At 74.9% G+C, this 24,556-nt stretch carries 15 protein-coding genes and 1 pseudogene; 8 read left to right on the top strand and 8 right to left on the bottom strand.

The window, feature by feature from the left end; all coding sequences use genetic code 11:
* A pseudogene (locus ICW40_RS02810) lies at positions 1-531 on the top strand (hypothetical protein); the annotation flags it as partial.
* A 25-nt stretch (positions 532-556) separates the two neighbouring features.
* Here the strand turns inward: ICW40_RS02810 and ICW40_RS21390 are convergent.
* The 8 genes from ICW40_RS21390 to ICW40_RS02770 form a co-directional block, all read right to left on the bottom strand.
* Positions 557-3,877 (bottom strand): Tc toxin subunit A-related protein, encoded by a 3,321-nt coding sequence (locus ICW40_RS21390; RefSeq protein ID WP_221652314.1) that lies wholly within the window; start codon positions 3,875-3,877, stop codon positions 557-559.
* The gene (locus ICW40_RS02800) at positions 3,870-10,202 is read right to left on the bottom strand and encodes a neuraminidase-like domain-containing protein (RefSeq protein ID WP_221652313.1); all 6,333 of its coding nucleotides are present in this window, start codon (positions 10,200-10,202) and stop codon (positions 3,870-3,872) included. The genes ICW40_RS21390 and ICW40_RS02800 overlap by 8 nt, the downstream gene beginning before the upstream one ends.
* Positions 10,199-11,626 (bottom strand): hypothetical protein, encoded by a 1,428-nt coding sequence (locus tag ICW40_RS02795; RefSeq protein WP_221652312.1) that lies wholly within the window; start codon positions 11,624-11,626, stop codon positions 10,199-10,201. The genes ICW40_RS02800 and ICW40_RS02795 overlap by 4 nt, the downstream gene beginning before the upstream one ends.
* Positions 11,627-11,670: 44 nt before the next feature.
* On the bottom strand, positions 11,671-12,102 hold the full coding sequence (locus ICW40_RS02790) for an ATP-grasp domain-containing protein (protein ID WP_221652311.1): 432 nt from the start codon (positions 12,100-12,102) through the stop codon (positions 11,671-11,673).
* Positions 12,099-12,593 carry a hypothetical protein gene (locus ICW40_RS02785; RefSeq protein ID WP_221652310.1) on the bottom strand — a complete coding sequence of 165 codons (495 nt, stop codon included), beginning with the start codon at positions 12,591-12,593 and terminating at the stop codon, positions 12,099-12,101. The genes ICW40_RS02790 and ICW40_RS02785 overlap by 4 nt, the downstream gene beginning before the upstream one ends.
* Positions 12,590-13,366: a hypothetical protein gene (locus tag ICW40_RS02780; protein ID WP_221652309.1), complete on the bottom strand. Its 777-nt coding sequence runs from the start codon at positions 13,364-13,366 to the stop codon at positions 12,590-12,592. Before ICW40_RS02780 ends, ICW40_RS02785 begins: the two co-directional genes overlap by 4 nt.
* Before the next feature lie 210 nt (positions 13,367-13,576).
* On the bottom strand, positions 13,577-14,524 hold the full coding sequence (locus ICW40_RS02775; RefSeq protein ID WP_221652308.1) for a DUF808 domain-containing protein: 948 nt from the start codon (positions 14,522-14,524) through the stop codon (positions 13,577-13,579).
* 80 nt (positions 14,525-14,604) lie between these two features.
* Positions 14,605-15,372 carry an IclR family transcriptional regulator gene (locus tag ICW40_RS02770; protein ID WP_308121592.1) on the bottom strand — a complete coding sequence of 256 codons (768 nt, stop codon included), beginning with the start codon at positions 15,370-15,372 and terminating at the stop codon, positions 14,605-14,607.
* A gap of 79 nt (positions 15,373-15,451) precedes the next feature.
* Here ICW40_RS02770 and hutH point away from each other — a divergent pair, with 79 nt between their 5' ends.
* The 7 genes from hutH (at position 15,452) to ICW40_RS21385 (ending at position 24,418) form a co-directional block, all read left to right on the top strand.
* Entirely contained in the window at positions 15,452-16,987 is a 1,536-nt protein-coding gene (hutH, locus tag ICW40_RS02765; RefSeq protein ID WP_221652307.1) for a histidine ammonia-lyase, read from the top strand.
* Positions 16,988-16,989: 2 nt separating this feature from the next.
* On the top strand, positions 16,990-18,600 hold the full coding sequence (hutU, locus tag ICW40_RS02760; protein WP_221652306.1) for a urocanate hydratase: 1,611 nt from the start codon (positions 16,990-16,992) through the stop codon (positions 18,598-18,600).
* Positions 18,600-19,736 (top strand): imidazolonepropionase, encoded by a 1,137-nt coding sequence (hutI, locus tag ICW40_RS02755; RefSeq protein ID WP_221652305.1) that lies wholly within the window; start codon positions 18,600-18,602, stop codon positions 19,734-19,736. The genes hutU and hutI overlap by 1 nt, the downstream gene beginning before the upstream one ends.
* The gene (locus ICW40_RS02750) at positions 19,733-20,677 is read left to right on the top strand and encodes an arginase family protein (protein WP_221652304.1); all 945 of its coding nucleotides are present in this window, start codon (positions 19,733-19,735) and stop codon (positions 20,675-20,677) included. Before hutI ends, ICW40_RS02750 begins: the two co-directional genes overlap by 4 nt.
* A gap of 120 nt (positions 20,678-20,797) precedes the next feature.
* Positions 20,798-22,267: a toll/interleukin-1 receptor domain-containing protein gene (locus ICW40_RS02745; RefSeq protein WP_221652303.1), complete on the top strand. Its 1,470-nt coding sequence runs from the start codon at positions 20,798-20,800 to the stop codon at positions 22,265-22,267.
* Between the two features lie 92 nt (positions 22,268-22,359).
* Positions 22,360-22,785, top strand: coding sequence for a hypothetical protein (locus ICW40_RS02740; protein WP_221652302.1), 426 nt, complete (start codon positions 22,360-22,362; stop codon positions 22,783-22,785).
* 49 nt (positions 22,786-22,834) lie between these two features.
* Positions 22,835-24,418, top strand: a complete 1,584-nt coding sequence (locus ICW40_RS21385) for a type IV secretory system conjugative DNA transfer family protein (protein WP_221652301.1) — start codon at positions 22,835-22,837, stop codon at positions 24,416-24,418.
* The last annotated feature ends 138 nt before the right edge of the window (positions 24,419-24,556 follow it).

Below are 24,556 nucleotides of genomic sequence, written 5' to 3'. Positions count from 1 at the left end.
GCGCCCGCCTCGCCCGGACCCGTCGGGCCCGTCGAGGCAGCCGCTGCCGCACCCGCGACCCCAGGGCCGGCGGAGACCGCGGCCGCGCCGGTCGAGGCGCCCAAGGTCGAGGTGCCCAAGGTCGAGGTGCCCGTCGAGACGGCGCGGGCGGGTGCCCCACGGCCTGCGGGGAGGACGGGCGGCGTGGCCAAGGCGGCAGGCGTGATCGGCGCCGCGCTGCTCGCGCGTGACCTCTACCGGGCGAAGGACACGACGGAGCGTGTCCAGGTCGGTGCCGGTGCGGTGGGCGGGCAGGCTGGTCTCGCGCTCGTCGGACGCGTGCCCTTCGTCGGCCCGGTCCTGGCAGCGACCGCCGTGGGCGCCGGCATCGGCGTCGGGATCGGGACCGTCCTGGCCGAGGACGTGATCCCGGACTCCGCCCAGCGGGCGTACGGCAAGGTGCTGGTCGAGAAGGGCTTCGGCGCGAGTCGGGACGACATCGAGCTCCTCGAGCGGTTCGAGGTGCTGGGCTACCGACCGTTCAGGCCCTGACCGGCCCTGCGCACGCCGCCGACCCTCAGGTCGAGGCGTACGTCACGACCATCCAGAGGTCCGTGACCTGCCCCGCGTCGAGGTGCAGCACGTACTCACCCGTCGCCGGGGGCAGCGGCACCCGGTCGAGGTGCCCGACGAAGAGCCCCAGGTCCTCGTCCCTGGTCAGGGTGTCGTCGGCGGCCGACGCCTCCGGCCCGGCGAAGACCCTGACCACGTCCGCCCCCGCCGGGCCCCGGGCGAGGAGCGTGACGTCCGTCGGTCCGAGCCCGTGGTGCTGGGCCCAGTACGGGAGGTGGACGTCGCGCAGCGTGACGGCGAGCGCGGCCCTGCCCTCGGTGGTCGCGACGAACCGCGCCCACTGCGTGGGGAACTCGAGCCGCATCGAGAACAGGCGCGCGAGGCCCCGCCCCTGCGGCCCGAGCGCGTCGTCCAGCGCAGCCTCCGCGCGGCGGCGCAGCTGTGGCCCGCCCTCGCGGGCCGTGTACTGCACGTGGAGCACGACGTCGGCGATGCTTGCGTAGTCGAACTGGCGGTAACGGTGCGGCAGCTCGATCCGCCACGTGCTGATCGCCCCGGCGCCCTCGAACGGCAGCGGCCGGTCGTCGGGCTGCCCGTCGAACATCCCGTCGTCCTCCCGGCCGGTGCTCGTCACGATCGTCTGGACGGCACCCGCGAGGTCCGCGAACCGTGCGTCGTTCTCCTGACGCGCGTAGGGCTCGCCCGTCGGCACCGTCCGCACCGAGCTGCGCAGCAGGGACAGGGCGCAGCTCACGCTCGTGTAGGGACCGGTGACCGCGGGCACAGAGACGCTGACCCGCCTGATCCGGCGCAGGTAGTGGCCGGGGCAGTCGAGGTCGAGCAGCGACTCGGGGATGGAGATCTCGCACGACCCGGTCTCACGCAGCCGGACGAGCGCGAGCGGGTCGAGCTGGTTCACCGAGACGTGGCGCACGATCTCGTACTCGCGGCGGCGGCTCTCGACGTACGCCAGCTCGAGACGTCGGAGGTCGAGCGCGAGGCCCTCGCCTGCGAGGAGGCCGCGCCGACCCGCGTCCCAGTGGTCGCCCCGCACGAACTCGGTGGCGTCGACGTCGGGCTGCATCAGCTCGCGCTTCACCGTCAGCTCCGCCTTGCGCGCGAGGTCGAGCGCGAAGCGGTAGTGGTCGTGGTAGAGGCGCGTCAGCTCGCTCTGCATCCAGCTGTGCAGCTCCAGGTTCGTGGCCTTCTCGTGCAGCAGGCGGTCGACCGAGCGGGCCTCGTCGATCTGCGCCGAGACGTTGAGGTACTCGCGGTGGGCCGCCTGCTCGGCGACGACCGACGCGAGCACCTGCCGGCCGAGCTGCATGAGCTCGTGCGCGGCCAGGTTGCTCTGGAGCGCCCACTCGTCGGCGCGGCGCTCGTAGCTCGCCGTCCGGGCCGCCATCGCGGCCTGCTCCTGCTCCCACGTCGCCGTCGTGCGCAGGATGCTCGCGGCGATCCTGCTGATCTCGGTGAGCATCGCACCCCCGAACACGTCGCTGTGCAGGCCCAGCCCCCAGAAGTGCAGGTCGACGCTGATCGTCGGGATCACCCGGAGCACCGACGCGACCGTGTCGACCACCGACGACGCGAGGGCGAGGTCCCGCGCGAGCGGGAGGTGCTCGTTGAGCTCCTTGTCCTCGTTGACCGTGAGGTTGAGCCGGCCCGTGCCGGACGCACCCGCCTGCGCCGTGGGCGACTGACCCTCGGCGAGCTTGAGCTGCGGGAGGCGCTGGACCGGGTACGGCCGGTCGAACCGCCCGACGAGCTCGGCGTACGCCCTGTCGAAGCCCTCCTCGGTGAGCAGCGGCGCGTCCCCGGCGCGTCGCGAGCGGTCCACGATCAGGCGGTCGACGTCCGATCGCTGCGCCGCCGGACCGCCGAGCCCGAGCAGCCGCTGGTAGAAGTGGTACCGCTCGAGCGCGGGGTCCCGGCTGCGCAGGAGCGCGTCCGTGGCCGCCTCCGTCTGGCGCCACGCGAGGAACCGCACGTCCTTCGTCCGCTCCTGCACCGCGACCTCGTGCCCCTGCCGCAGCAGCGCGAGTGCCTCGGCGTCGCCCTTCTCGATGGCGGCCAGGAGTGCGGCGCCGAGGTTGCGGACGTCGGCGCACACCTCGCTCGCCATCCGGATGAGCGTGGGCGCCCGGACGGCACCCATCGGCGTCCGCCACGCCGCCACGGCGCCCGCGAGGTCGACGCCGGTCGCGGCGGCCCGCACCAGCACCCCAGGGTCGATCGCCGGCTCGAAGAGGGCCAGCTGCCGTGGCACGCCCTCGATGCTCATGCTGTTCCGGATCTTGACGAGCCGGTCCTCCACGCGGTCCCAGTAGGCGAGCATGCGGTCGTTGCGGGGCACGCAGAAGTACGGGGCGCGCGCGACCCATCCCGTGCCGGCGGAGCCGGACGCCGCCCCCGAGGACGGCGGTGCAGGGGTGTGGTTGAGCGGCAGCTCGCTCTCCAGGTCGACCAGCACGTCGCCGACGCTCTGCAGCTGGGCGCGCAGGTCCAGGAAGGACCGCACCGGCCGACGGGCCGTGGGCGGGAGCACCTCGGGCCTGCGGCCGAGGATGTTCGCCGCCAGGACGTACCGCTGCACCGCCTCGTCGACCGACTCGGCGGTGTCCTCGCGGAACAGCGCGTCGCCCCAGGCGATGAGGTTGTCCAGGTACTTCATCACCACGTGGTACTGGTAGGCGACGGTCCGGGTCGCCGCGACGCGGTGCGGCTCGAAGGGGTACCGCCGCAGGGAGCCGAGGCCCAGCTCGGCCCGTCGCTTGGCCTCGAGCCGTTCGGGCGTGAGCCGCGCGTCGGGCGTGCTCAGCAGCGCGACCAGGTCGGTGACGTCCTGGACGTCGGTCTCCTGCCGGAACCTCAGGAACCGCCAGTACCGCGCGGGGCCCTCGACGCTCGTGTCGGTGCTGGTCGGGTCGAACACGTGGTGGAACCACCGCTGCGCCTCGGCGAACCGCTGGTTGCTGCTGAGGTGCACCGCGATCGAGAGCGGCACGTGGAACAGCAGCTCCCAGTTGTAGTTCGCGTACGGTCCGCCCCGGACGTCGAGGTCCTTGGCGAACGCCGTCACCGACGCGTCGCGCGTGTAGTAGCGGTCGAAGAAGTCGTCGTCGTGCAGCTCGGCCTGGAAGACGGGGTCCAGGAGCCCGGCGACCCCGCCCCGGTTGACCCGCTCGATGAGCTCCCCGACGTAGGGGTGGAAGAAGTTCTCGACGGTGTACGTGAACGTCCGCGGGTCCCTGCTGTGCTGGATCGCGGCCGAGCGCAGCGCGTCCGCGCGCTCGTGGAAGCCGGCCGTCAGGTCCTCAGCCACGGTGCACCTCCTGGGTGGTCGGCACGACGGCGGAGGTCCGGCCGAGCGGCGAGATCTCGACGCCGTCGAGGACGAGGTTGCCCGGCGCGCCGACGAGCCGGTCGGCGGTGACGAGACCCTCCGAGCGCAGCACGAGCACGTCGTCGGGGCTCCAGAGACCGCGCCTCGGGCCGACCTCGATCGGTGGCAGCACCCCGCCGACCCGAGGCCCCGGACGGTCCGTGCGCGGGCTGGTGGTCCGCACGAAGAACGCGTGCTGGCCGTCCGCGTACAGGAACGGGGTGAGCCACGGGTCCCGGATCAGTCCCTGCTGGTCGCCGTCGACCTGGTAGCCGACGTGGAACGGGGCCGTGATCCGGTACGGGGTCCCGTCGTCACGCGTGAAGAGCCGCCGCACGACCGGCCCCTCGAGGTCGAGCCCGCGGTAGGTGACCGTGACGGTCGAGCCGACGTCCTCGATGTCGCGGACGGCGTCCGCGAAGTCCTCGAGCGCCATGATCGCGTCGGGGTCCGGGCTGTCCTCCTGCCTCTGCGGCAGGCTGTAGGTGTTGAAGAAGAGGAACGACGTCCCGAACCCCGGTCCCCACACGCGGATGCGCAGCACGCCGCCCTCGATCGTGGACCCGAGGAGCACCTCGCGCCGGTCGAAGGCGTGGGGTCCGGTGATGTCGACGACCTGGAGCAGGCTGCTCGGCGCCGCGACGTCCGACGTCCTCGGCGGCAGCCACGTGCGGTCGTAGTACTCGCTCCAGCACAGCACGACCTTCGGCTCGACCTTGGGGTTGCGGGCCGACGGGTCCTGCAGCTCGCCCAGCGACACCTCCGTCAGGGGCCGGGCCGAGACCGAGGGGTCGAGCCCGGGCATCGGCGGGCTGGTGTTGACGACCTTGAGCCAGAAGAGCAGGAGCCGACCCTTCCACAGCACGGGCATCGCGGGGTTGTCCTCGATGTCCAGACCGACGTGCTCCCACGCCGTCCAGGTGCCCGTCTCGCGCCGCCGGTAGAAGTAGCGGCGCTGGGCGCCGGGGGTCCGCGCGACGACGTGCGAGACCTCGTCGCCGAAGGCGGGGTCCCCCTCGTCCTCGTGGATGGCGACCGGCTCGAGCTTGGCGACCTCCTCGAGCTGCGAGAGGTACCCGAGGAGCGCGGTCGCAGCCGACTCCTCACCGATGTCGCTCTGGAGCAGCTGGCTCATGACGCGCCGGAACGCCGGCGACTGGTCGGTCCGCAGCTGTGGCTCCAGCCAGTTCTCGGGCCACAGGAAGAGCTGCCGGCTCGCCTCCCAGAGCCGGTAGCGCTTGAGGTGCTGCCAGCGCTCGGGGTTCGTGAAGGTCTCCGGCGGCACGGGGCCGAGGTTCATCAGCACCCGCTCGACGAACAGCTGGACCGCCGAGATCGCATGCCGCACGCGTGAGGTGGCGACCGCGGGCTGCGTCGCGACGTCCATGAGGAAGAACTCGAAGAGCTTCTCGGGGGTGTCGACGTCCGGGTCCTGCTGCCGCAGCTCGCGCAGGACGTACGCCACCAGGGCGTCCCTGCGGCGGACCCGGAGCCCGTCCGTGACGTCGCGCAGCGCGTCGAGCCAGCTCCCGCCGTACCGCCGACGGAGCGCGGTCCGGGCGACGCCGACGGCCTCGGGCCCGGGGTCGGGTGTGATCGCCGCGAGCAGGTCGGCCATGGGGACCGCGAGGACGGACGACGACGCCATGGCCGCGGCGACCCGCGCCAGCTGGGTGACCTCGGCCAGGGCGGCAGGTGTGAGCGCTCGGTGGGCGAGCAGGACCGCGAGGTCCGCGGGCTGCCAGCCGAAGGCGTGGGCGAGCACGGGGCCGGCGCCGGCGAGCGTCGCCTCGGGATCGAGGAGGAGGCCGACCAGGGTCCGCTGGTCCACCCTGTGGGCCGTCGCGAGAGCGGCGAAGCCGCCGAGCGCGTCCACGACGTCGCCCAGCGCGGGCTCGTCCGGGACCCCGAGCACGGGCACCCGGCTCAGCCACGACGTGCCGTCGACCCCGAGGGCCTCGCGGCCGAGCAGGTGGCGCAGCGCCGCGGGCTCGAGGGCGAAGGTGTCCCCGATGCCCGCGGCCGCGACCAGGCGCGCGAGCACCTCGCGCAGCGTCGCGACCTGCTCCGAGGTGTACAGCGCGTCGGCCGGCACGGCGGTCCACGCCTCGTCACCGCGTCGCCACTCCAGGTCCGCGCGCGTGCCCTCGCCCTGGACCTCGACGACGACAGGCACGAGCCGGTCGGCGGCGAGCTCGACCGGCGCGACCGCGCGCCGCCGGTCGCCGTCGACCACGAGCGGGACGTCGCGGCCGTCCACGCGCAGGGTCACGCGAGCGTCCGGGGCCGCACGCACGCCGAACCGGTACGGCCCTGCCCGCACGACGTCGACGAGGCCCGACGACGTCGACCCGCCCGGGAGGTCCGCACGCGCGAGCCCCTCGACGCCGACGTCGGCCACGGCCACGAGCCCGGACCGCGCGGTGCCCAGGGGTCCCGGCTCGTCGAGGAGCGCGCCGGCGAGCTCGGTGGTGACCCCGGTGGCCGCTGCCACGGCCGCGAGGGCCTCCTCGCGGCGCTCGCGGGAGCGCAGTGCCCCCAGCAGCGCGTCGACCATGCCGGCGACGTCCTCGGTGGCCCCCAGCAGGAGGTCGAGCCACGCTGCGACGAACTCCGGGTGGTCCTGGAGCGCGCGGGTCAGCGCCGCGTCGAGCGACGCGAAGGCGACGTCGGTCGCGCGCGCCTCACCGGCCGCGAACAGCTCGTCGACCGCCGCCGGCAGGGTGCCCGGCGCGTCGGGGACGGCCCGGATCGCCTCGCGCACCTCCTGCGACATCCGCCCCGCGTAGCCGAGACGACGCCGGTCCGCGTCGAGCCGGAGCCGCCCGGCGCCCGCCCGGACGACGGCCGGGGGCAGCGCCCGGCCGAGGTGCTCGAACGGGACCTCGACGTCCAGCGCGTGGTCGACGAGGGCCGCGAGGTGGCGGCCCGCGTCGCCGAACCGCAGCACGAGGAGCTCGACCAGGCGGTCCACCGGCACGTCGCCGGCGCCTCCCGGCACGGTCGCGCGCGCACGCCTGCGCACGTCCCGCGCCACCGTCCGGACCATCGGGTCGACGGCGCCGGGCGCGGTCGCCGCCGTCGGCCAGAGTGCGGCGACCACGGCGGAGGGGGCCACGTGCGCGGCCGCGAACGTGTCCAGGACGTCCAGCAGTCGCAGCATCCCGGCGTCGGGCTGGTCGGGCGGGTCGAACGGGTCGATCCCCGTGAGCCTCAGGAGGCGGTCGAGCTCCTGCTGCCTCATGCCCAGCGTGCGTGCGAGCCAGGTGCGGCGGAAGAGCTCGCTCAGCGCCGCGAGGGTCAGCCGCGGCTCGGGACCCAGCGCGCGCGACGCCACCGCGAGCTCCTCGGGGGTGACCCTGAGGGCCGCGCTGACCACGTCGGCACGGTCGGCCAGCGCCGGAGCGTCGGTGAGGACCAGGCCGTCCGCATCCGGCTCGAACCCTGCGGCCGCCGCACCGCCCGCGAGGAACAGGCGCTGGTACAGCCCGGCCGGCCGGCCCGGCTCGAGGTCGGACCAGCATGCGACGAGCGGCTCGAGCGCGTCCGCCTCCAGCCCCAGCCTGCGCAGCGCCGTGATCACGGTGCCCACGCGCGCGACGGCGCGCTCCATGGCGGCGTCCTGCCCGGCCTCGCTGTCGCCGACGACGTCTCCGGGCGCGGACGGACCGAGGAGCGCGACGAGGACCGCGTCCGTCGTGCCGATGCTCCACCCCAGGGCGCGCCACAGCCGGACGAGCCGGATCGTGAGTCGGGCGTCGGCAGCGGTGACGGGCCCCACCGCCGCATCGCCGGCCACGTGCCGGACGACGAGCTCGTCGTACGCGGGCAGCGGGTGCGGCCCCCCGGGCGGTGCCGTGGGAGGCACGGCGACCAGCGTCGCGCCGAGGAGCCGGGTGCCGAGCAGCTGGTGGACCTCGTCGTACGTCAGGTCGAGGTGCGCCGCCCAGCCGCGGACCGTCGCGAGCCCCGCGAGCGCGTCCTCGACCGTCGCGGTGGCCGGCAGGCCCAGCAGCGCGGGCAGCGGGACGCGGTGGTCGGTGAGCAGCTCGGCCAGCTGGGGTGAGATGCCGGCCTGCTCGTGCGCGATCTCGCGCCAGCCGTAGCCGTCCGCGTGCGTCAGCTCGTCGTCGCGGCGCAGGACGCGCATCACCTCCGCCAGCGGGGTCCCGAGCCTGGTCAGCAGGGCCCGCAGGTCCTCCAGGTGCCGGTGGAAGGGCAGCGGTGCGGGGTGCATCGCCTCGCGGAGGGCGGCATAGGCCTCGTCGTCCACGAACGCCGGTGTCGCCAGGGCCTGCTCGGCCGTCTGCCCCACCGGCGTGGTGTGCCCGGTGAACCCCTCGAGCGAGCGCCCGTGGGCGACGAAGTACTCGAGCGTCTCGGTGACGAGGTCGATGTGCGGCACCACCGTGCTCGTGTTCTCGCACGTGAGCGGCAGGTGACCGATGTCCGGCCGGCGCTTGAGCAGCTCGTCGAGCGGGTTCGTGGCCGCGTCCTGGATGTCGAGGTGGTGCAGCAGGTCGACCAGGTACGCCGCGGGGCTGAGGACGGAGCCGCAGTGCTCGCACGCCTCGGTGTCGAGCGAGCCGAACAGCCGCTCGAGGGTGGGCAGCGCCGCCACGTCGACCCGGGGTCGCGCGTCGTCGTACGGCGCCACCATGGCCCCGTCGACCCCGATCCGCGGAGCGGTGCGCGCGACCAGGTAGCTGCCCGCGAGGTTCGCGACGAGGTCCGAGATCTGCTCGGCCCGCGCATGCACGAGCCGCGCGTCCGGCTCCCCGAGCGCCTCGCCCCGCCCGCGGACGAACTCCTCGACCGGCACGTCGGCGATCGCGGTGGCCGAGTCGAGCCCCGCGTCGAGCAGGACGGCCATCGCGTCGTCGTCCGGGGTGACCTGGTAGAGGCGCTGCACCCGCTCGAGCGCCCGCAGGACCCGCGCGTCGTGGGGGGCCTCCACGTCGTCGTTCGTCGCGACGAAGCTGCGGACCGGCTCCACGCCCAGCTCGAAGCGGCCGGCGTGGTCGGACAGGAAGGCAGCAGCCGCGTCGCTGACCTCGACGTCGTCGTCGACCGCGAGGTCCCCGGCGGCGATGCGGGCTGCGAGCACGGCCGTGGGGTGGCCCAGGCGCACCTGAGCGGCGAGGTACTCGGCGTAGCCGACGAGCCGCCGCTCGGCGGTGTCGCCGGCGACCTCCTCCGGCACGGCGCGTGCGGTGTCGCTCAGCAGCGCCGCCCACCGGTCGGGTCGGTGGAAGGACCGCCGGGCGAGCTCGTCGACCGAGCGCAGCGGGCCGGCGTCGTCGGCGTCCTGCGACGCGTGCAGGGCTGCGACGAGGGGCGCGTTGCCGAGCGTCAGGGCGGCCAGACGGCTGTCGAGCTCCAACCGGCGCGCGCCCTCGGGGCCGAGCACGTCCCGCAGGGAGTCCCAGAGCAGGTCGGCGCTGCCCGCACGGACGTGCATCTCCGCGACGGTCGCCTTGGCCTCGTCGTCGTCCGGGAACGTGACGTCCAGCAGCTCGGCCACGCTCGACATGCCTGCGCGCGACGAGAGCAACCGGCGCGCGGCCTCGGTCTCGTAGGCCCGCAGGGCTTCCGGGATGCGCTCCTCGAGGTGGCGCGGCACCAGACCCTGCGTGACGGCGTCGCGCCAGGTCGCCTCCACGACCCGGAGGCTGGTGCGGAAGAGGGCGTCGGGCGCCGGGGGCGCCCCGGCCCGCAGGAGCGCGTAGAGCAGCGCGTCGGGCACAGCACCGCCCGTCTCACGTGCGAGCCGGTCGGCGAGGGCCGCGTACGCCACGCCGCGGGCGTCCCACCCCGCCTTGGTCGCGACCCGGGTGACGTCACTGCGGACCTGGGACTCCTCGAGGTCGCCGAGCCGGCCGGGCACGAACGGCGCGGTGGTGCGCAGCAGGGCGTCGTGCTCGGACTCCAGCCCGGCCGACGAGGCCGCGAGGTGCACGTCGATCGTCACGAGGGGCTCGGCCGCGTCCAGCGCGACCGTGGACGCCCCGACGAGGGTCGCGCCCGGTTCGCCGCTGGTCCACACCCGGACCTGCAGGTCGGGCATCGGGCGCTGTCCCGCGAGCAGGACCGTAAAGGCGCCGTCCGCGTCGGTGTGGGACTCCCCCACGCCGACGTCGCCGCCGACACCGCAGTCCACCACCTCGACGACGAGGTCCGGCAGACCTCGTCGCCCACCCGCGCCCAGCACCCGGCCGCCGACCGCCTGGCCGCCCGCCTGCGGCACCGCCGCGTCGCCGGTCACCGGACCGGCTCCGAACCGCCCGCGGCACGGCCGGGGTCCTCGCCGGTGGGGTGGGTCCGCTCGTCGTCGCCCTCGTCCTCGGCCAGAGCCCTGCCGCCGACCTCGGGACGCTCGTCCGGCCGGATGAACGTCCGGCCCTGCTCGTGCTCGGGCAGCTCGTCGGACTGCTCGTCGCCGCCCGGCTCCACGTCGGCGAAGCCGACCAGCGCGTCGGTGCCGACGGGGTCGAACGACCGTGCCGGGCTGTCCGGTCCGTCCTTGAGGAACTCGGGGGGGTCGTCCTTGTCGTCCTTCGGCGCCTTGTCCGTCTCGTCCTTCATCTCCTTCTCGGTCGGCGCCTCGTGCTCCTTCTCCTTGTCCTCCTTGTCCTCCTTCTCCTTGTCCTCCTTGTCCTCCTTCTCCTTGTCCTCCTTGTCCTCCTTCTCCTTCTCCTTTTCTTTCTCCTTCTCCTTTTCCTTCTCCTTCTCTTTCTCCTTCTCCTTCTCCTTCTCCTTCTCCTCCTTGCCCTTGGCCGCCTCGTCCGCCTCGACGAAGGGCAGGAAGAACGCCACCTCCTCGTCCCAGTACGACGGCAGCACGTCGAAGACCGCGCCGTGGTTGGGGTCCTGGCGCGAGCGGGTGACCCAGACCGTGCCGGCGCCGCGCTGCCGCACGGCGAGGTCGACGAGCTGGCGCATCCGGGCCGCGTCGGAGCAGTCGGTGATCGTGTGCACCCGGCTCCAGCGGTTCGGCTCACCGGGGTCCCACCAGGCCGGCACACCCGCACCGGTTCCCGGGCGGCACGGGTCCTTGGCCTCGAACCTGGTGCGATACGACAGCATCCCGCCCTCCCACAGCTCGAGGAACGCCGGGTCGAGGTCTCGGAGCCACCGGTCCGGACGGGCGTCCAGGTGCTGCGGGGCCGCGACGAAGACCTCGTACGGCACCTCGCGCACCAGCGCGACGTACCGGCGGTAGTTCTCGGGCACGGAGGCCACGCTGAGCGGCACCGCCGGGTCCGTGCAGGCCGTGGGCCCGCTGTCGAGGTAGATGCCGTCGAGCAGCCCGCCGTACGCGTCGCGCCACCCCGCCACCTGGTCCGCGACCGACGGCACCTGGTGACCGGGGTGGAGCGGGTCCTCGTGCGACGTCCCCGGAGCGCCGGCTGCCAACCGGCCCCCGGCGACGTACACACGGCCGAAGACCAGCTGCCCGGCGTCGCCGCACGCCGCGAGGCGCTGGTCGACGTCGGCCTTCCTGGCTGAGCCCTCCGCGGTGGTGACATCGAGGTCGCGGTACGCCTCCCCGGCGACGACGAGCCGCACGGCCGCACCCGCCGCAGCGACCCGGTCCCACTGCCGCATGGCCCAGGGCCAGTCCGCCCGGGTGCCGGTCGCCGTGTCGACCACGCGCCCGTCGAAGGCGAAGTAGGCCCAGGCCGCCATTCGAGGACCGGTCAGACGTGGGGGGACGCGACCACCACCAGCCATCAGGACACCCCTTCCCGTCCCATGAGCAGCCGCGCGACCGCGCGGTCGATCCCCTGCCCGTGACGGTCGTAGAAGGTGAAGGCGGGCGAGGAGTTGACCTCGAAGCAGAACCACTCGCCCTCCGGTGTCACCCGCAGGTCGATGCCTGCGAGCCGGAGCCCCAGGTGGTCGGCGAGCGCGCGGCACCGCCCGGCGAGCTCGTCCGGGGCACGGACGGGATCCATCGCCACGGCGTGGCCGTCGCGTGCCGCGTAGCGGTAGTCGTCCGCGCCCGATCGGATGCGCGAGCAGAAGACCTCGTCGCCGACCACGTGCACGCGGTGGTCGTCACCGGGGACGTGCTGCTGGAGCTGCGTCGGGCACCAGGCGACGTCCGCGAGACGCTCGTCGTCGGCGCCCACGCGCGCCACGACGCTCCGGACGCTGCTCACCGACTTGTAGACGACCGCTCCTCGCGCTGTGCGAACTCCCGCGCCGCCTGCGGGTCCGTCGTCACCAGGGTGTCGGGGACGGCGAACCCGTGGGCGGCGAGCACCGCGCACTGACGCGGTTTGGAGCTCATCACCGTCATGGCGCTCGGTCGGTTGACCACCGTCGCCGTCGTGAGGTCGCTCCACGTCCACATCGCGTCGTCGAACACGGCGGCGTGCCGCCGCTCGGCGCTGCCGGACGCCGTCGACGCGACGGACCGCAGGCGCGTGGAGTCGTACGGACGCACGTACGCGGCGGTCACGTCCTGCAGGTCGACCGCGCGCCCGCCCAGGTCGAGCGCTCCGCGGACCGCCGTGCCGACCTCGAGCTCGACGGTCGACCGCAGGACCGCGCGCTGGTCCACCAGGAGCGTCTCGCCACCGGCCTCGTGCAGCGCGTCCCGCACCCGCGCCAACGGCATGTCCCGCTCGAGCCCCCACAGCAGGATCACGGGAACCGCCGCAGCGGGGCAGCCACCAGGCTGCCCCGGAGGTGCTCGATCATCGCGGCCCGCACGTCGGGGTCGGACACGTCCACCCGGACGTCGGCCGAGACGAGGGCGGGTCCGTCCTCGCCGACGGCGAAGCGCAGGTCCACCAGCGGTGCACCGGCGGCCCGTGCGAGCCGCAGGGCCGCCTCGGCAGCTCGTTCCGCGACGCCGTCGTCGGCCGGCTCGCGCGTGCCCGGCGGCGGCGAGCCGGGTCGGTGCAGGCAGCGGTCACCGACCACGGTGCAGGAGAGGTGGCCCGCGGGCGCCGTCTCCGCACGCGTCCCCGGGCGGTCGGGCACCCCGGTGCCGCGGGCGCGTGGCACCACGGCGATCCCGAGCCGGCTCGCGGTGAGGAGCCACCGCTCGTCCCGCCACCCCGGGCCGCACAGGTGGACGGCTGCAGGCGGGTTGAGGACCGGGCACGCCAGGGTCGACAACCAGAAGCCCAGGAACGCCGTCATCTCCCGCGCGGCATAGGCGCGGTCGACCTCACGGACCCGCCGCAGCTCCTCCGCGGGGACCGTCATGAGCCGCGTCACGACCCCCGTCACGGCCGCGTCGTCGACGACGTCACCCCCGACGACCACGCGCGAGGACAGCGCGCCCGGGGCCCGCACCTGCCAGCCGGCGACGGACAGGTCGTCGGGCGTCATCACGCGGGCGTCGTGGCGGTGCCAGGCCTCGGCCAGCCGGTGTGCCTCCCGGTCGTGGCGCGACGCGAGCACGACGATCATGGCGTCCTCCTCGGAAGCCGACGCCGACCGTGCGCGTCCGGGACGCGCGCTGCGCCGATGCCCGTGGAGCGAGCACAGCACCGGTTGTCCCGGCTGTCCACGCTCCCGGGAGCGTCTGAGCCGCGCCTGCCCGAACGGCTGCCCGAGCGGTCACGCCGCGACCGCGGGACGTCGCTCGAGCGGCGCTGCCCGTCGCCGAGGCAGGCGTGGCTAGTGCGCGGCGGCGGCCGACTTCCTCCGCGGCAGGACGTGCATGACGGCCACGACGACGGCGCCGACGAGCAGCCCGATGACCGCGGACGCGGCCGTGTTCACGAGCCACGCCAGGAAGCCGCCGATGCCGGCCACGCCGTGCACCGCCTCCTCGAGGTGGTGCACCACCTCGTACGGCGCGTGCCAGCCGAGCTCGTCCACGCCCACGAGAAGGATGTGGCCGCCGACCCACAGCATCGCGACGATGCCGACGGTCGAGAGGACCGCGAGGACCTTGGGCATGGCCAGCACCAGTCCCCTGCCGACGGCCGCGACCGCGCCGTTGCGGGTCTCAGCGAGCCGCAGCCCGATGTCGTCCATCTTCACGATGAGCGCGACGACCCCGTAGACGAGCAGGGTGATGCCCAGGGCCACCACGACGAGGATGACCGCACGCGAGACGAGCGGCTCGCTCGCGACCTCGTTGAGCGCGATCACCATGATCTCCGCGGAGAGGATGAAGTCCGTCCGGATCGCGCCGCTCACCATGGACTTCTCGACGTCGGCACCCTGCGCGGCGACCGGCACCGCGGCCTTCTCCTTCGCGTGCCCGCTGACCAGCTCGTAGAGCTTCTCCGCCCCCTCGAAGGCCAGGTAGGTGCCGCCGACCATGAGTATCGGTGTGAGCAGCCACGGCAGGAACTGGCTGAGGAGGAGCGCGGCGGGGAGGATGAAGAGCAGCTTGTTGCGCAACGAGCCGACGGCGATGCGTCGGATGATCGGCAGCTCGCGCTTGGGGTCGAAGCCGTGCAGGTACCGCGGGGTCACCGCGGTGTCGTCGATCACCACGCCCGCGGCCTTCGCGCTGGCGCGGCCGGCCGCCGCGCCCACGTCGTCCACGGACGCCGCCGCGAGCTTCGCGAGTGCGGCGATGTCGTCGAGCAGCGCAGCGAGGCCGCCGGGCATCAGGTCTCCCTCTGCCGCGCGTCGCGGCGGTCTGTCGTCGATGCGGGCGTCCACCGGGTCGCGGATGCCACGCCGCAAGGTTAGGGGGCTGCGGGACCGCTCGCGCGCACAGCCGCGCGCCCGCCGAGGCGGCGCGTCAGCTCGGTCGCCGTCGCGAGCGCCGCGTCGACGAGCTCGGCCTCGGGGCGGCGGTCGTGGGACTCGGTCGTGATGCTCACGGCGGCCGCAGGTCGACCGGTCGCGTCGAACGCGGCGGCCGCCACGGACCGCCATCCGGGGGTCACGAGACCCTCCTCGGCGGACCAGCCGCGCGCCCGTTCACGGGCCAGCTCGGCGACCAGCACCTCGACGTCCGCCGGGCCGCGCCCACCGCGCCGCACCATCTCCTCGGCGAACAGCGCCCGTACGTGGGCCTCGGGCAGGTGCGCGAGCAGCGCGCGTCCGCTCGCCGTGAGCTGGGCGGGCAGCCGGACCCCCACCGCGGTCACCAGCGGGGCCGAGCTGGGCGGGCGCTCGACCAGCAGGTAGAGCGTCTCGGCCCCGTGCAGCACGCCGAGGTGCGCCGTGCGCCTGACGGAGCGGACCAGGCGGATCAGCAGCGGCCGCGCGAGCCGTTCGAGCGGCTCGCGCCGCAGGTAGGCCTGGCCGACCTCGAACGTCGCGACGCCCAGCCCCCAGCGCCGCTCCTCGGGGAAGTGCACCACGAACCCCTGGTCCGCCATGGTCCGCAGCAACCGGTACGTCGACGCGCGCGGAGCCCCGGTCGCCTCGGCCACAGCGCTCGCCGGGAGCGGCCCGGGCGACGCGGCGAGGAGGCGCAGGACCGCGAGCGCGCGTTCGGCGGACACGGGCAGAACGTCTCACAGGTGAGACGCCGGGAGCACGCGAGGGCTAGGCGCGCGCGCCCGGCACGGGCAGGCTCAGCGCATGGACGTCACGCTGGACCCCGACCGCCCGGTCACCGAGGCGGAGCTCGTGGCCGTGGCACGCGACGGGGCGCCGGTGGACCTGGCTCCGGCGGGTCTCGACCGGCTCGCCGCGGCGCGCGCGCACGTCGACGCGCTCGCCGCCTCCGACGTCCCCGTCTACGGCGTCTCGACCGGCTTCGGTGCGCTGGCCACCCGGCACATCTCGCACGCGTCCCGCACCGAGCTGCAGCGCAGCCTGGTGCGGTCCCATGCGGCGAGCTCGGGCGACGAGGTCGAGCCCGAGGTCGTCCGCGGGATGATGCTGCTCCGCCTGCGCACGCTCGTCTCGGGCTTCACGGGCGTCCGGCCCGCGACGGCCCAGGCCTACGCCGCCCTGCTCAACGCCGGGATCACCCCCGTCGTCCGGGAGTTCGGCTCGCTCGGCTGCTCGGGGGACCTGGCGCCGCTCGCCCACGCCGCGCTCGCGCTCACGGGCGAGGGCGAGGTCCGGGTCGCCGGCTCGCTCCGGGCCGCGTCGGACGCGCTGGCCGCCGCCCACATCACGCCCGTCGTGCTCGCGGAGAAGGAGGGGCTCGCCCTCATCAACGGCACGGACGGGATGCTCGCGATGCTCATGCTCGCGTGCGCGGACCTCGACCGGCTGCTGCGGGTGGCCGACGTCGCGGCGGCGATGAGCGTCGAGGCGCTCCTCGGCACCGACCGCGTGCTGGCCGCCGACCTCATGGCGCTGCGGCCGCATCCGGGCCAGGCCGCCGCGGCCGCCTCGATGCGCCGCGTCCTGGAGGGCAGCGAGATCGTCGCGTCGCACCGGGGTCCCGAGGACCCGCGGGTGCAGGACGCCTACTCGCTGCGGTGCGCACCACAGGTCGCGGGCGCGGCGCGGGACACCCTCGCGCACGCCCGGCTGGTCGCAGGACGCGAGGCGGCGAGCACCGTGGACAACCCCGTGCTGCTGCCGGACGGGAGGCTCGAGTCGAACGGCAACTTCCACGGCGCACCGGTGGCCCACGTGCTCGACTTCCTCGCGATCCCGGTGGCCGACGTCGCCTCCATCAGCGAGCGGCGCACCGACCGGATGCTCGACGTCCACCGTTCGCACGGGCTGCCGCCGTTCCTCGCGGACGACCCGGGCCTCGACAGCGGCCTGATGATCGCGCAGTACACGCAGGCCGGCCTCGTGAGCGAGCTCAAGCGGCTCGCGGTCCCGGCGAGCGTGGACAGCATCCCGAGCTCCGCGATGCAGGAGGACCACGTCTCGATGGGCTGGGGCGCGGCCCGCAAGCTGCGCCGGGCCGTCGACGGCCTCGCCCGGGTCCTCGCGATCGAGGTGCTCACCGCGGCACGCGCGCTCGACCTGCGCGCCCCGCTCCGCCCCGCCGCGGGCACGGCCGCCGCGGTCGCGGCCGTGCGCGAGCACGTCGCCGGGCCGGGCCCGGACCGGTACCTGTCCCCCGAGATCGAGGCCGTCGTCGCACTCGTGCGCGGCGGCGAGCTGCTGACGGCCGTCGAGGCCGTCACCGGACCCCTGGAGTAGCCGTGGAGTGCAAGGGCTGGCTGCAGGAGGCCGCGCTGCGGTGCCTGCGCAACAACCTCCATCCCGACGTCGCCGAGCGGCCGGAGGACCTCGTGGTCTACGGCGGCAGCGGGAAGGCGGCGCGCGACCACCGCTCGCTGCGCGCGATCGAGCAGACGCTGACCCGCCTCGCCGACGACGAGACCCTGCTGGTGCAGAGCGGCAAGCCCGTCGCCGTCTTCCGCACCTTCGAGCACGCCCCGCGCGTCCTCCTCGCCAACAGCCTGCTGGTCCCCGGCTGGGCCACGTGGGACCACTTCTGGGAGCTCGAGGCGCTCGGGCTGACGATGTACGGCCAGATGACGGCCGGCTCGTGGATCTACATCGGCACCCAGGGCATCGTCCAGGGCACCTTCCAGACGTTCTCGGCGCTCGCGGAGCAGCGCTTCGGCGGGACGCTGCGCGGCAAGGTCGTCCTCACGGCCGGGCTCGGCGGGATGGGCGGTGCCCAGCCGCTCGCGGTGACCATGAACGGCGGGACCGCGCTGTGCCTCGACGTCGACCCGGCGCGCGTGCGGCGCCGGGCCGAGACCCGCTACCTCGACGAGATCGCGGACTCCGTCGACGACGGGCTGCGGCGGGTGCGGGAGGCGGCCGCCGCCGGCCGCGCGCTCTCCGTGGGCGTGGTCGCCAACGCCGCCGAGGCGCTGCCCGCGCTCCTCGCGCGCGGCGAGGAGGTCGACGTCGTCACCGACCAGACGAGCGCGCACGACCCGCTGCACGGCTACGTGCCCGCGGGCCTGACGCTCGACGAGGCGGCCGAGCTGCGGCGCACCGACCCCGCCGAGTACGTCCGCCGCGCCCGGGCGTCGATGGCCGAGCACTGCGCCGCGATGGTCGGCTTCGCCCGGGCCGGTGCCGAGGTCTTCGACTACGGCAACAACCTGCGCGGGGAGGCACGCGAGGCCGGGTTCGAGGACGCGTTCGCCTACCCCGGCTTCGTCCCGGCGTTCATCCGGCCGCTGTTCTGCCAGGGGATCGGCCCCTTCCGCCTGGTCGCCCTCTCGGGGGTCCCGGCGGACGTCGCCGTCGCGGACGACGCCCTGCTGGCCGCCTTCGGGGACAACCCGTACGTGCAGCGGTGGATCCCCCTGGCCCGCGAGAAGGTGGCGTTCCAGGGGCTGCCTGCGCGGATCTGCTGGCTGGGCTACGGGGAGCGCGCCGAGGCCGGTGCGGTGCTCAACGACCTCGTCGCGCGCGGCCGGATCAGCGCTCCCGTCGTGATCGGGCGGGACCACCTCGACAGCGGCTCGGTCGCGTCGCCCTACCGCGAGACCGAGTCGATGATGGACGGGTCGGACGCGATCGCGGACTGGCCCGTGCTCAACGCGCTGCTCAACGTCGCGAGCGGCGCGGCGTGGGTCGCCGTCCACCACGGAGGCGGTGTGGGCATGGGCAGGTCGATCCACAGCGGCGCGCAGGTGGTCGCCGACGGCACGGCCGACGCGGCGCGGCGGCTCGACCGGGTCCTCACCAACGACCCGGGCACCGGAGTCGTGCGTCATGCGGACGCCGGCTACGAGATCGCGCGCGACGTCGCCCGCGACCGCGGCATCGACATGCCGCTCCTGTGATGTCCCTGCTCGTCGACCGGGTCGGGACGCTCGTCACGTGGGACGAGCAGCCGGTGCTGCACGACGCCGCGCTCGTCCTCGACCGCGGCCGCGTCGTGTGGACGGGGCCGCGGGCCGCTGCTCCCCCGGCGGACGAGCGCCTCGACGTCGACGGGCGGTGCGTCGTGCCCGGGTTCGTCGACGCGCACACGCACCTCGTGTTCGCGGGCGACCGGTCCGACGAGTTCGCGGCACGCCTCGCGGGGACCCCGTACGCGGCGGGTGGGATCCGGACGACGGTCGCGGCGACGCGCGCCGCGAGCGATGCCGAGCTGCTCGGCCGGGCTCGCGCGCTCGCCGCCGAGGCGCTGCGCTCCGGGACCACCACGCTGGAGGTGAAGTCCGGCTACGGGCTCTCGGTCGACGACGAGCGCCGGACCCTCGCGGTCGCCGCCCGGATCACCGAGCACCGGACCTTCCTCGGCGCCCACGTGCCCGACGGCGACGCCGACGCGTACGTCGACCTGGTGTGCGGCCCCATGCTCGACGCCGCCGCGCCGCTCGCGACGGCCGTCGACGCCTTCTGCGAGCGCGGCGCCTTCGACGAGGACCAGTGCCGCCGCGTGCTGCGCGCGGGGCAGGACCGCGGCCTGGACGTGCACGTGCACGCCAACCAGCTCGGACCGGGCCCAGGCGCCCGGCTCGCGGCCGAGCTCGGCGCGGCGAGCGCCGACCACTGCACGCACCTCACGGACGACGACGTGCTCGCCCTGCGCGACGCGGACGTCGTGGCGGTGCTCGTCCCGGTCGCCGAGTTCAGCACGCGCTCGGCGTACGCGCCGGCGCGCCGCCTGCTCGACGCCGGCGTGACGGTCGCGCTCGCCACCGACTGCAACCCGGGGACCAGCTTCACGACGTCGATGCCGTTCGTGATCGCGCTCGCGTGCCGCGAGCTCGGGCTGACGCCGCTCGAGTCCGTCCGCGGCGCGACCCTCGGTGGCGCCGCCGCCCTGCGCGCCGACGACGTCGGGCACCTGCGGACCGGGGCGCGTGCCGACCTCGTCGTGCTCGACGCGCCGTCCGCCGTGCACCTCGCCTACCGCCCGGGTGTCGACCTCGTGCACCGCGTGCTGCGTGCCGGGGAGGTGGTCCGGTGACCGAGGACCCGCTCTGGCCGCGCGCCTCGGGGTGGCTCGCGGGCGGCGGGAGCCCCGACGGGCCCCGCCTGCTCGTGGTGGGGGTTCCGCTGTCCCGCACGTCGATCTCGCCGTCGGGCGCTCACGAGACGCCGGGGGCGGTCCGGCGCGCGCTGCGCCGGTTCGGGACGTCGCACGCGGGGCTCGACGTCGACCTCGAGACGGTCGGCGTGCAGGACGCCGGCGACCTGCCCGTCGCGTCGCTCGACGGTGAGGAGGCGCTCACGGCGGTCGACGCGGGGCTGAGCGGGCTGCCGTCGTCCTTCGACCTCGCCGTCGTGCTGGGGGGTGACAACGCGGTCACCCGGCCGGCCCTGCGCACCCTCGTCCCCGGCCTCCGGCGGGTCGGGCTCCTCACGCTCGACGCCCACCACGACGTGCGCGGGTTCCACGCCGGTCCGACCAACGGCACCCCGGTCCGCGGGCTCGTCGAGGACGGGCTCGCGGGGACGCACGTCGTCCAGGTGGGCATCGGGGACCTCACGAACAGCCGCGCGTACCGGCGGTGGTGCGACGACCACGGCGTGCGTGTGATCGGCGCGCGCGAGGCTCGCCACGACGGTGTCGGCACCCTCGTGCGACGCGAGCTCGACCGCCTCGCGCAGACGTGCGACGCGGTGTACGTCGACCTCGACGTCGACGTCGTGGACAGCGCCTTCGTCCCGGGCTGCCCGGGCGCGCGGCCGGGCGGCCTGCTCCCGCAGGACCTTCTCGACGCCGCTGTCGAGGCGGGCAGGCACCCGCTCGTGCGGGCGGTCGACGTGGTCGAGGTGGACGCGACCCGGGACCCCACGGGCACGACCGTCGACCTCGCGGCGATGTGCCTGCTCTCGGTCGCCGCGGGCCTCGCCGCACGCCGCCGCGACGACCCGCCCGGTGGACACCTCCGCGCTCGGTCCTGAGCGTCCGCCGCCGGGCGTGCTCGACCGGTCCCGACCCTGGTGCCCGCCCGTCGACGCGAGTTAACTGATCCCAGCGCACGGACGCGCCAGGGCCGGCCGCCGCGGTGCGCTGGGGGCGCCATGAGCCTGTCCGTCTTCCTCAGCTACTCCCGTGCGGACGAGGCGCTGGCCGTCAGCGTCGCCAAGGACCTCACCGACGCGGGCGTGAACGTCTGGCGCGACGAGCGCCTCAGCGGCGGTCAGTCCTGGTGGGACGCGATCCTCACGGCCGTGCGTGACGCGGACGCCGTCGTCTTCGTCCTGAGCGCCAGGTCGCTCAACTCCGAGCCGTGCGCCCGCGAGCGCGCGTACGCCGAGGCGCTCGGCAAGTCCGTCCTGCCCGTGCGCATCGACCGGACGCCGCCGAGCATCGCTCCCCCGTCCCTCGCGAGCAAGGAGTGGATCGACTACCAGCCGGACGACCGCACGGGCGTGGTCAGGCTGCTGCGCGGCGTGTACTCGCTGCCGCCCGCACCACCGCTGCCCGACCCCCTGCCGCCACCGCCCGCGGTGCCCCTCAGCTACGTCAACGACCTCTCGGCACTCGTCCACCGCACGCAGGACCTCACCGCGACCGAGCAGCACTCGCTGCTCTTCGAGCTGCGTCAGGGCCTGCGCGACCCCGAGGAGCGGGAGCAGTGCGTCCAGCTGCTCGAGCGGCTCCGGCTGCGTCGCGACCTCCTCGCGTCGGTGGCCCGCGACATCGACGAGGTGCTGACGACGACGTCGCGCCCGGCAGGCGCAGCGACGTCGGACGCGGCCGCGGCTCGCGCGGCGCGACCCGCGGCCTCCCAGGCCTCGACGACGTCCACGGCGCAGACGCCCACCGCTGCACGTCCGGCACCGGCGGCACCCGCGCAACCCGCGTCCTTCGGCGGGCCGCCGCCGCCGCCCGGTGGGGTGGCCGTCGCACCGGCGCCGGCCGGGACGTGGGCCTCGGCACCTCCCGGGGCTCCGGGGGCGGGACCGGCCACCGCCAGGCCGTGGACGGTGGGACCGCAGGGTCCGCCGGGACAGCAGGGTCCGCCGGGCCCGCCGCAGCAGGGACCGCCACGGCAGGACGGCGCCTACGGCCCGGTGCGCGCTGCCCCGCGGCGACGACGATGGCTGCCGTGGGTGATCGGCGGCGTCGCCGGCCTCGCCGTCGTCGTGGTCCTGCTCGTCGTGGCCGCGCTGTCCTACGTCCCGTACGACTACGGCGACGACGCCACGCTCGACGCCATGTGGGACGCGTGCGACGCCGGTGAGCTGGCGTCCTGCGACGAGCTCTTCACCGCCTCGGGCGAGGGCACGGACTACGAGGAGTTCGGGCTCACCTGCGGTCAGCGGGTCGACCCCACCGAGGAGGCGTGCGCGACCCTGCCGTTCCCGTACACGTACGGGGACGACGCGGACCTCGATGCGCTGTACGAGCAGTGCGCGGGCGGCGACATGGCGGCGTGCGACACGCTCTGGCTCGACAGCCCGTTCGGCAGCGAGTACGAGGCAGCCGGCACGTCGTGCGGCTACACGGTGACCGAGTCGCGCATGGGTGAGTGCGCGACGGGCTGAGCCGGTGGACGGGCGCGCGGGCCGGTCGTTGACGGTCCCCGCCGCCCGGAGGATCGTGATCTGTTGGCAGCCGCCTTGGGGGGCGCAGTGCGATGACGCAGTCGACGCCGGAGTCCGGTCCGACCACGCCGCTGCGCCTGTGCGTGCGGTGCCGCTCGTACCGTCCGCCGCGGCCGGTCCAGCCGTTCTCCCCGACGGAGCTGCACAGCCCGGGGACCCTCGCGGCGCAGACGAAGTGGGACGAGGAACGCCGCGAGCGGGCCGTCGAGGAGATGCACCGGGCCGAGACCGGGCTGCCGTTCGACTACGAGCCGCACCACTTCGCGTGGTGCGCGCACTACACGCGCCTCGACCTCGCGGAGCGCGCGGCGCGCGGCGACCAGGCGGCGTGGGCGGAGGCGGTCGCGGCCGACGCCGTCGTGGTCGACCCCGTCTCGGGGGACGTCTCCCCCGCCTACCAGCTCTGCCAGTGGTGGAACGCGGACGGTGACTGCGATGCCTTCGTCGCCGCCGGCTGACGCCCCGCGCCCGGCGCCGGCGAGGGTGGCGGCCGACGCGCGGATCGTGGTGGAAGGCCGCGTCCAGCTCGGGCACGACATGGTGCTCGAGCAGGGCACGTCGGCGCCCCGCCGGACGCGTCCGCGGTTCGCCGTCGGGCTGCCGGACGACGGCTCGCTCCCGCGCGCACGGCGGCGGCCCGCCCTGCCGCCCGACGGGACGCTCACGACGACCGAGCTCGACTGGCGGCTCCGGCCCGGCGACGGCGACGTGGCCCTCGAGGACAGCGGGCTGACGGCCTCCTACGGCATCTTCGGCGCGCCCGGCTCCGGCAAGACCTACCTGCTCATGCACCTCGTCCGCCAGCTCGTCGGCCTGCACGCCGACGACCCGGACCGGCGCTTCGGCGGTCTGGTCGTCGACCCGAAGGCCGCGATGGTCGGGCAGGTCACGGCGGCGATGGAGGCCGTCGGACGGCTCGACGACCTCGTGGTGCTCAACCCGCGCCACCTCGCGGGCGCCCTGGACGCCGTCAACATCATCGACGCCGGGCTCTCACCCGAGGAGCTGGGCCGCGTGCTCGTGCTGGCCGCCCAGAGCGCGGGCGTCGGGGCGTCCGAGCCCTTCTGGTTCGGCGCGTGGCGCAACCTCTTCACGGCCGCCCTGCCCCTCCTGCGCTGGCTGGAGCCCCACCTCACGACCCTGGCGTCACTCATGGACGCGGTCCTGGTGGTGGAGCCGACGGGGCACGCCGGGGCGCCCGAGCGACGGATCCAACGCATCGCCCGGGACGCCCGGCACCGGCTCGCCGAGCTCGAGCCGGGACGCCGCCGCGACATGGAGCTGCACATCGGCCAGGTCGAGGGCTTCTACCGCCAGGAGCCCGACAACATCGCCACGATCGAGGCGCTCATGACCGCGGCGTACGGCGGCTTCCGGCAGTCCGCCTGGCAGGGCTTCTCGAGGTACGAGCCCAACGTCCCCGGTGTCCGCCGGCGCACCTTCTACGACGCGATCGTCGACGACGGCGCGGTCGTGCTCGTGGCGGTCGGGCCGAGCGAGGCCGGTATGGCGAAGGTGCTCTGCACGGTGGTGAAGCTGCTGTTCCAGCGCACGGTCCTGTCCCGCCTCGAGCGCGTCCAGGCCGGCACGCTGCAGAACTTCGAGCGGCCGCTGATGTTCGTGTGCGACGAGTACAGCGACGTCGCCTCGGAGGTGCCCGGGGAGGCCGCGGGCGACGCCTACTTCTTCTCCCTCGCCCGCCAGTTCGGCTGCCTCGGACTGGTCGCGACGCAGTCGGTGAACATGCTCGAGGCCTCGTCGCTCAAGGAGCACTGGCGGGCGGTCTTCGCGAACTTCTCGGCCAAGGTGTTCATGCGGCTCGCGGACAACGAGACGGCCGAGGAGGCGAACAAGCTCGCGGGCGAGACCGACTGGTACGTGTCGTCGGCCGGGCGGTCCGTGCAGAAGGACGGCACCAGCTCCAGCACCAGCACGGAGCTGCGCGAGCGGACGTCGCTGCCGACCGCCGTGCTGACGCAGGTCCTGCAGCGTCAGCAGGCCGTGGTGGTCGGGTCGCTCTCGGGCGGCACCCGGACGGGCACCTGGTTCGTCCGTGTCCCCGACCGCGCGGAGGGGGCGCCCCGTGCCTGAGCTGACGCGACGCCACGACGCCGCACCGCAGCCCGGAGGCGCCGCGCAGCACGGCGCGGACCGGCCGCACGACGCGGGGCGGCAGCACGACGTCGGCCGGCAGCAGGCCGTGACGAGCAGCGTCGAGGCTCTCGCGGC

The sequence above is a fragment of the Actinotalea ferrariae genome, assembly GCF_019733465.1.
GTDB classification, from domain to species: domain Bacteria; phylum Actinomycetota; class Actinomycetes; order Actinomycetales; family Cellulomonadaceae; genus Actinotalea; species Actinotalea ferrariae_A.
This window is presented reverse-complemented; position numbering and strand designations above follow the sequence as displayed.

Bases quoted from the DNA above. Each gene is read 5' to 3' on its own strand.
- hutH (WP_221652307.1), top strand. From the start codon at position 15,452: ATGGACGTCACGCTGGACCCCGACCGCCCGGTCACCGAGGCGGAGCTC.
- ICW40_RS02780 (WP_221652309.1), bottom strand. From the start codon at position 13,366: ATGATCGTCGTGCTCGCGTCGCGCCACGACCGGGAGGCACACCGGCTG.
- ICW40_RS02775 (WP_221652308.1), bottom strand. From the start codon at position 14,524: ATGCCCGGCGGCCTCGCTGCGCTGCTCGACGACATCGCCGCACTCGCG.
- ICW40_RS02745 (WP_221652303.1), top strand. From the start codon at position 20,798: ATGAGCCTGTCCGTCTTCCTCAGCTACTCCCGTGCGGACGAGGCGCTG.
- hutI (WP_221652305.1), top strand. From the start codon at position 18,600: ATGTCCCTGCTCGTCGACCGGGTCGGGACGCTCGTCACGTGGGACGAG.
- ICW40_RS02740 (WP_221652302.1), top strand. From the start codon at position 22,360: ATGACGCAGTCGACGCCGGAGTCCGGTCCGACCACGCCGCTGCGCCTG.
- ICW40_RS02795 (WP_221652312.1), bottom strand. From the start codon at position 11,626: ATGGCGGCCTGGGCCTACTTCGCCTTCGACGGGCGCGTGGTCGACACG.